4 protein-coding genes are annotated in these 6,785 nt (G+C 69.5%); all 4 read right to left on the minus strand.

What is annotated here, in order from left to right; genetic code table 11:
- The coding region (locus QZY48_RS02780) for a hypothetical protein (RefSeq protein ID WP_295427402.1) at positions 1-298 on the minus strand (298 nt) is incomplete at its 3' end.
- A 605-nt stretch (positions 299-903) separates the two neighbouring features.
- Complete coding sequence (locus tag QZY48_RS02790) at positions 904-1,875, minus strand: diguanylate cyclase (RefSeq protein WP_363182438.1); 972 nt, start codon at positions 1,873-1,875, stop codon at positions 904-906.
- Between the two features lie 77 nt (positions 1,876-1,952).
- Complete coding sequence (locus tag QZY48_RS02795; protein ID WP_295427405.1) at positions 1,953-5,408, minus strand: CHASE domain-containing protein; 3,456 nt, start codon at positions 5,406-5,408, stop codon at positions 1,953-1,955.
- A 32-nt stretch (positions 5,409-5,440) separates the two neighbouring features.
- The gene (locus QZY48_RS02800; protein ID WP_295427407.1) at positions 5,441-6,655 is read right to left on the minus strand and encodes a response regulator; all 1,215 of its coding nucleotides are present in this window, start codon (positions 6,653-6,655) and stop codon (positions 5,441-5,443) included.
- Between the last annotated feature and the right edge of the window lie 130 nt (positions 6,656-6,785).

A 6,785-nucleotide genomic window follows, 5' to 3' on the forward strand; every position in this document is an offset into this window, starting at 1 on the left:
GCCAGCGGTTGTGCTCGATCCACTCCGCGGCGCGTTGCAGCAGAAACAGAAAGGCCCCGGTGGCGAACTGCGGCGGCAGTTCCGGGTGCAGCTCGCCCAACTGATCGCGCAGCAGGCGGTCGAGCCATTCGACCGGCAGACGCCCGTCATGCGCGCTCAGGGTCTCGCGGAACAGCAGATACTCGTCGAGTGCGTTCTCGGGGGTGGCATCGCCCCATTTGTAGAATCGCATGGCGAGCGACAGCGTTCCCGTGTGGGGGGCGATGATGTAATAGTCGTACCAGCCGCGTGTCGACATCTCGGGGTCTCTCGGGGTTTTCGGGAGGAGTCGAAGGCTTCAGCCTTGGATCGGCCGGCCAAGGCTGAAGCCTTGGACTCCAAATGATCATCGTTCCGGCTTTAGGGTGGACAAGCGATAGCGCAGTCCACCGAAGCCAACGCCGCCGCTCCCTCGCATTCGACCCCCTAATGTTCGGTCGGTGTCGTGCGCAGGGCCCGGATCGCGTCGTGGAAGAGCCCGGTCAGATCGGCAACGGCCGCGTCGTCCAGGGCGGTGCGCTCAAGGAGTGCCGCGGCCATTTCACGGCGCGCCTGCGCAAGGCCCTCCTTGCGCCCCCGCTCCAGGATCTCCGCGTTCCACTTTCAACCCGTTGTTGCAACATGACATGCACCTCTTGAAAATCATTGATGTCCGGTAAACGGATGCCGGGGCGCTTCTTGCGGATGAAGCTTCGTCGAGCAGCAGGTAGGACCAGTGGGGGCGATAGTGTGCCAGTCCGCCCGGGGCCGGGTCGATCAGGACGGACAGTTCCGTCGGCGCCGTCCAGCGCGACTCGCCGTTGTAGAGGACCACCGGCAGCACCGGCGGGAGGGTCCCGGCCGCGGTCAGGGCCTTCTGCGCGATCAGGTCCTGATCGCAACGGCGGCGAAGCGCGCCTCCAGGGCCGGATCGAAGAAACGCAGGGTATTGCGGCCAGCCGCCTTGGCGCGATACATCGCGATATCGGCGCGCTCCAGCAACTGCTGCACGGAGGCCTGATCCTGGTCGAACATGACGACCCCGATGCTCGCGGTGCACGCGTGGTCGCTGTCGGCCAGGCGATAGGGCTGGTGGAGTGCGCCCAGGATCTTGCCGCCGACCAGTCCGGCCTGGGCCGCCCCGGCCTCCAGGGGCCGGCTCAGATTCGCCAGTACGACCACGAACTCGTCGCCCCCGAGACGGGCGACGCTGTCGCTGCGGCGCACGCAGCCGGTCAGACGCCGGGCGACCTCCTGGAGCAGCAGGTCGCCCGCGGTGTGGCCCAGGGTGTCGTTGAGGGCCTTGAAGTCGTCCAGGTCGATGAACATCAGGGCGCCGAAATCCTGGCGGCGGCTGGGCTGTTCGAGGCGGTCCAGCAGCAGGCGCCGGTTGGGCAGACCGGTCAGTTGGTCGTAAAAGGCGAGTTGCCTGACCTCCTCGTTGATCCGGCGCAGCGCCTCTTCGCGCTCCCGCAGCAGAATGTGCGTCCCGACGCGCAGGCGCAGCACATGGGGATTGGCGGGTTTCTGAATGAAGTCCGCGGCCCCGGCCAGCAGGGCGCGGGTTTCGCTTTCCGGGTCGTTGCTGGCCGTGATGACGATCACTGGAATCTGGTGGGTGCGCAGGTCCCCTTTGAGGTGCTGCAGCACTTCATAGCCGTCCATGCTCGGCATCATGAGGTCGAGCAGGATCAGGTCCGGCAGGTCATCGCCGTGCAGGCGGGCCAGTGCCTTGGGCCCGGAGAGGGCGAATTCGCAAATGAACTCGGGGGCGAACGCGCGGGCCATGATGTGGATGTTGGCCGGGCTGTCGTCGATGATCAGGATCCGTGCCTTGGTGTCGTGCGGGGTGTTCAAGGGTTCTGTTCCTCCAGTCTGACGTCGAGTTTCGCCGCGTGCCGCGGGACGGCCTGCCGGCGGCATTCGCCCATGGGTCATGCCGACCCCGGGGGTCCGGGGTCCGCAGGCTCGGGCCAATGTGCTTGGAGCAGGGCCAGTGCCGTGTCGAAGTCAAGGCGGTGCATGGCCGCGGCCAGGGACTGCACCGCCGGTTGACCCTGGGCCTTGGCCAGGGCCGGTTGCAAGGTGCGCAAGAGGTCCAGGGCCGCCAGGTCATCGTGGGCGAGGGCATCGCGCAGGGCGGCGAGCCGCGCCGCGTCGAGCGGGGCCTCCCCGGCCGCGTCCGGCACGCCGGCGACCGGTTCCTCCAGCCAGGGGGCGAGGCCCGCCAGGACCGCGGCGAACTGGGTGCCGAAGGCCTCGAGCAAGGGGGTCAGATCCGGTTGCCGGGCGCTGATCGCCGCCTCCAGGACCGCCGCGCTCTGCACCAGGTCGTGGGCGCCGAGATTTCCCGCGGTGCCGCGCAGCGTATGCAGGGCGCGCGCCGCCTCGGGCCGGCGGCCGCACTCCAGGTCGAGGCGAATCCGTTGCGCCGCATCGGCGTGCTCGGCGGCAAAATCGCGCAGCAATGCCAGGAAGAAGTCCCAGTCGTGGTCGAGTTGGAGCGCCGCGCGGCGGGTGTCGAGGCCGGGGATGGCGGGAAAGTCCGCCGGGGGCTCCAGGTCATGTTCCGCCGGTGACTCCCATGCCGGTGCCGGTGTGGGCGCCGGGGCCTCGGCCGCGGCGGGCGCGCTCCAGCGCTGGAGCACCGCTACCAGTTCATTCAGGTCCACCGGCTTGCTCAGGATATCGTTGACCCCGGCGTCGCGCGCGGCTTGGCGTTGCTCCAGCAGCACCCCGGCAGTGAAGGCGATCACCGGCAGCGCGACCAGCTTGAGTTCGTCGCGGATCGCGCGGGTGGCGGCGAGTCCATCCATCACCGGCATCTGGATGTCCATCAGGACGGCGGCGAAGCCCTGCGGCTGCGCCCGCAGGAGGTCCAGCGCCAGCCGGCCATCGGCGGCCAGGGTCGCGCGGGCGCCTTCGCGGGTGAGCGCGCGCTCCAGGAGGTCCCGGTTCATGTGACTGTCATCCACGACCAGGTAGTGCCGCCCGCGCAGCCGCGGCCCGAGCCCCGGCGCCGGTGTCGGGACCGGGGCCGGGAGGGCGTCGTCCGCGGTGGCCCGCGCGTAGGGCAACTCGAACCAGAAGGTACTGCCGACCCCCAGGGCGCTGTCGCAGCCGAAGGTGCCGCCCATCAGTTCGACCAGGTGCTTGCTGATCGCAAGTCCCAGCCCGGTGCCGCCGAACCGGCGGCTGATGGTGCCGTCGGCCTGGGTGAAGGGCCGGCCCAAGGTAACCAGGTGTTCGGGTGCGATGCCGATGCCGGTATCGGCCACCTCGAAGCGCAGCCGCACCCGGTCCGCGTCCGCATCGGGCTGCCGGACGCGGACCTGCACCAGGCCCCGCTCGGTGAATTTCACCGCGTTGCCGACCAGATTGACGAGGACCTGCTCCAGGCGCAACGGGTCGCCGCGCAGCCAGTTGGCGAGACCCGGCGGCGCGTCGATCCGCAAACCGAGCCCCTTGGTGCGGGCCAGCTGGCCCATGAGGCTCTCGACCTGCCCCAGGATGGGCAGCAGTTCGAAGGGGTGCGTCTCGACCTGGATCTGTCCCGCCTCGATCTTGGAGAGGTCGAGGATGTCGTTGATGATGCCGAGCAGTGTCCGCCCGGCCGCGCGGATGCGCTGCACCATCTGCCGCTGCTCGGGTAACAGCGTGTCGCGCTCCAGCACCTGCGCCAGGCCGAGCATGGCATTCATCGGGGTGCGGATCTCGTGGCTCATGTTGGAGAGGAATTCGCTTTTCGCCCGATTGGCCGCGTCGGCCTGTCGGGTGCGCTCGGCCAGTTGTCCGGTCCGCTCCTCGACCAGTTCCTCCAGGTTGTCGCGATAGCGTTGGATCGCGGCGGTGCGTCCGGTCATGCCGAGCATCAGCACCTGCAGGAGGGTGGCGAACATGAGCCCCGCCACGCCCACGGCCCAGGCCAGCCAGGGCCGGTGTTGCTGCCAATAGTCCGCGGTGGGCGTGACCGACAGGTCCCAGTCACGATCCCCCAGGCGCAGCACGGTGCCCCAGTGGAGCGCCGCTTGCGGGCGGGGCCCGGCGTCCCCGGGCTGCGACTGGTAGAGCAGGGCTTGGGCCACGGGCGCCGCGGGATCGGTCAAGCGCAGCACCAGCCCGGCCGGCACCAGGCCCCGGGTCGCGATCTCGACCAGTTCGTCCACCTTGACCACCCCGACGGCAAAACCGCTCAGGCGACCCTCGTGCGGGCCGCCCGGCGCGGGCGTCTCAGTGACGGGCAGCAGTTCCAGTACCCCCACCCGGGGCTGTTGCTCCTGGACCAAACGGATGGGCGCGGTGACGGCCATGGCACGGCTGGCGCGCGCCCGCTCGATGGCCGCACGGCGCACCGGTTCGGAATTGATGTCAAAGCCCAGGGCCGGCCGGTTGTCGGCCAGGGGCACGATATAGCGCACCGCCACGTATTCGGGCCGGGCGGCGGCCGGGACCAGGCGCCGCTCGCGGTCGCGCTCGGTGATCCGGTAGGGGCCGAACGCCGACCCGGCGCTCAGCCGACGTTCAAAGGCCGGGCGCTCGGCATCCGTGACCAGGTCATTGAAGCTGAGTGCGAAGAGGTCGGGGTTGTCGTGCAGGGTAAGGCGCGTGAACTGCTCGAACTGAGCGAAGCTGAAGTCCGGCGTCGCCTCAATGAAATGGCGTAGCGAGGACAGCACCTCCCGGTGCGTGATCAGGCGGTCGTTGATGCGCCTGGCGATGGTCTCGCCATCGCCCTGCAACTGGCCGTCCTGCGACAGCCGCTCCCAGCGCGCGGCGCCGTAGAAGGCGAGCCCGGCCAGGCCCAGGGTCAGCAGCATGGGGATCAGGAAGCGGCGGCGACGTTCCCGCCACAGGGGGTCCTGCCGGTTGAGCAGGGACAGCGCCAGCGGCGCAAACACCAGCACGCCCAGGCAGTCGCCGACATACCAGTTCCACCAGGTGAAGGGCACCTCGGCGCGCTCGACCACCCCGGTCGCGGCGAGCGCGGTGACGCTGATGGACGCCGAGACCACCGCGGCCAGCACGCCCCCCAGCAGCAGAAAGGCGAAGGCGTCCTGGTCGCGCTCCAAGGCGCGCCAGGCGGTCCCCTGCCACCGGGTCACCAGCCAGCGTCCGCCCTCGGCCTGCAGGGTCGCGCCGCCGGCAATCACCAGCGCCACGCCGACCGTGGTCGGGTTGAGCGTGCTGCCCAGCCAGGTCTGCGCGAGATTGAGCAGCGCGGAGCCGAGCCAGACGCCGGGCAGCGCCGCGCGCCCGAACCAGAGCGTGCAGGCGAGCGCCAGGCCGGCGGCCGGGAACACCGGGCTGGCGTAACCGGGCGGGATCGCCAGGGTGAGGCCGGCGGCCCCCAAGAGTGCATAGGCCAGGGCAATCGCGGTGATACGTTTCATGGGTGCGAGGTGGCCGGGTCCGGGGTGGGCCTTCAGTGCGCGCGCGGTTTCAGGTCCGCCGCCGACTCGGCCAGGCGGTCCAGCCAGACCTCGGCGACGAAGGTACTGCCCGTCGCATCGCTCGCGGCCAGCCGCAGTCCGCCGTTCATCAGACCCGCCAGGTGCCGGGCGATGGTCAGGCCGAGCCCGGGGCCGCCGGCGCCTGAAAGATCGGCCTGATCGCCCTGCTCGAAGGGCAGGAAGACCCGCGCCCGGGCCTCGCTCGGGATGCCGCAACCGGTGTCCGCGACCTCGAAGGCGAGGCGGAGTCGCTCGCCGGCCTCGCCCGCGACCCGGACCTGCAGGGTGACGGAACCGGCCGCGGTGAACTTCACCGCATTGCCCAGCAACTGGATCAGCAGTTGCGACAGGCGTTCCAGGTCGCCCCAGAGGCAGGGCGGCAGGCCCGCCAGATCGAGCCGCAGGTCGAGGCCCTTGGCCGCGGCCGGCGGACCCACGGCCGCGTAGAGGCGGCGATAGAGGTCGTCCGGCGCGAATTCGTGCGGATTGAGCAGCACCTGGTTGGTCTCGAAGGAGGAGAGCTCCAGAATGTCGCAGAACAGCCGGGACAGGGCCGCGGCGATACCCAGTACGGCGGCGAGCCGCTCCTGCTTATCCGCATCGGTTTCCTCCTGGTGCAGGAGCCCGAGCAGGCCGACGATGCCGTTGAGTGGGGTCCGCAGCTCCACACTCATGTTGGCCAGCAACCGATCCTTGGCCCGATTGGCGGCCTCGACCTGGGCCAGGCTCTCGCGCAGCGCCCGGGTGCGTTCGCTCACGCGTTGCTCCAGCCCAGCGTTCAGCCCGCGTAAGGTCTGTTCGCGCTCGCGCAGGAGGATCTGCATCCCGACGCGCAGCCGCAGCACCTGGGGATTGACCGGCTTGTTGATGAAGTCCGCCGCGCCGGCCAGCAGGGCGCTGGTCTCGCTCTCGCTGTTCTGGGCCGCCGTGATGAAGATCACGGGAATCTCCCGGGTGCCTGGCTCGGCCTTGAGCCACCGGCACAGTTGGAAGCCGTCCATGCCCGGCATCATGACGTCGAGCAGGATCAGGGCCGGCAGTTCCCCCGTTCCCAGTCGCGCCAGGGCCTCGGGCCCGGACAGGGCGAACTCGCAGGTATAGTCCGGGGCGAGCGCCCGGGCGATGATCTCGATGCCCATGGGCTCATCGTCGATGATCAGGATGCGTGCCGTGCCGTCTTCAGACATGTTCAAGGCCTCATTGGTCTGCGGGTGCGATCAGAACTGATGCGGTGACCGAGATCCCGGGTACGCTGTCGTTGTCGTTGTCGTTGTCGTTGTCGTTGTCGTAATCGAATAATCCGACCACGATTACGAC

Origin of the sequence: uncultured Thiodictyon sp. (assembly GCF_903828115.1) — a bacterium.
GTDB lineage: Bacteria > Pseudomonadota > Gammaproteobacteria > Chromatiales > Chromatiaceae > Thiodictyon.